At 45.8% G+C, this 1150-nt stretch carries 2 rRNA genes; both read left to right on the top strand.

What is annotated here, in order from left to right:
* Positions 1-525: ribosomal RNA gene (locus QL984_RS18430) — 16S ribosomal RNA — on the top strand; the annotation flags it as partial.
* A gap of 295 nt (positions 526-820) precedes the next feature.
* Positions 821-1150: ribosomal RNA gene (locus QL984_RS18435) — 23S ribosomal RNA — on the top strand; the annotation flags it as partial.

Consider the following 1150-nt stretch of genomic DNA (forward strand, 5'->3'; position numbering starts at 1 on the left):
GTTTGGTGCCTTCGGGAACTCTGATACAGGTGCTGCATGGCTGTCGTCAGCTCGTGTTGTGAGATGTTGGGTTAAGTCCCGCAACGAGCGCAACCCCTATCCTTAGTTGCTAGCAGGTAATGCTGAGAACTCTAAGGAGACTGCCGGTGATAAACCGGAGGAAGGTGGGGACGACGTCAAGTCATCATGGCCCTTACGTGTAGGGCTACACACGTGCTACAATGGCGCATACAGAGTGCTGCGAACTCGCGAGAGTAAGCGAATCACTTAAAGTGCGTCGTAGTCCGGATTGGAGTCTGCAACTCGACTCCATGAAGTCGGAATCGCTAGTAATCGCGTATCAGAATGACGCGGTGAATACGTTCCCGGGCCTTGTACACACCGCCCGTCACACCATGGGAGTGGGTTGCTCCAGAAGTAGATAGTCTAACCCTCGGGAGGACGTTTACCACGGAGTGATTCATGACTGGGGTGAAGTCGTAACAAGGTAGCCCTAGGGGAACCTGGGGCTGGATCACCTCCTTATACGATTTAGAACTTATTTGTTCGTAGTGTCCACACAGATGATTGTTAGTTAGTTTGCTCTTTGGGTTAACTAATTAATATGCTCTTTAAAAATTTGGAAAAGCTGATAATAAAATTCGTATGAATAACAGTGTTATTTGTACAGAGTTTTCAAAAGTAAAAAAGAATGATAGCAGTATCATTCAGTGCCATTTAATAAACGTTTACGTTTGTTGATTGGTATCTACTTTAGTATTCAATATTAACTTCTGGCGAAGTTAAACTGTCACAAAACAAAGACCCGTTTGGGTTGTATGGTTAAGTGACTAAGCGTACACGGTGGATGCCTTGGCAGTTGGAGGCGATGAAGGACGTATTAACTTGCGATAAGCCTAGTCAAGCTAGTAAAAAGCACTTGAGACTAGGATTTCCGAATGGGGAAACCCACCTGCTTGCAGGTATCGTTAACTGAATACATAGGTTAACGAGGCGAACGCGGAGAACTGAAACATCTAAGTACCCGTAGGAAAAGAAATCAACCGAGATTCCGATAGTAGCGGCGAGCGAAATCGGAACAGCCCTTAAGCTTATTATGTGTTAATGGAAGGCTCTGGAAAGTGCCACGATACAGGGTGATAGTCCCGTA

The organism is Pseudoalteromonas sp. APC 3495, assembly GCF_030407645.1.
GTDB classification, from domain to species: domain Bacteria; phylum Pseudomonadota; class Gammaproteobacteria; order Enterobacterales; family Alteromonadaceae; genus Pseudoalteromonas; species Pseudoalteromonas tetraodonis.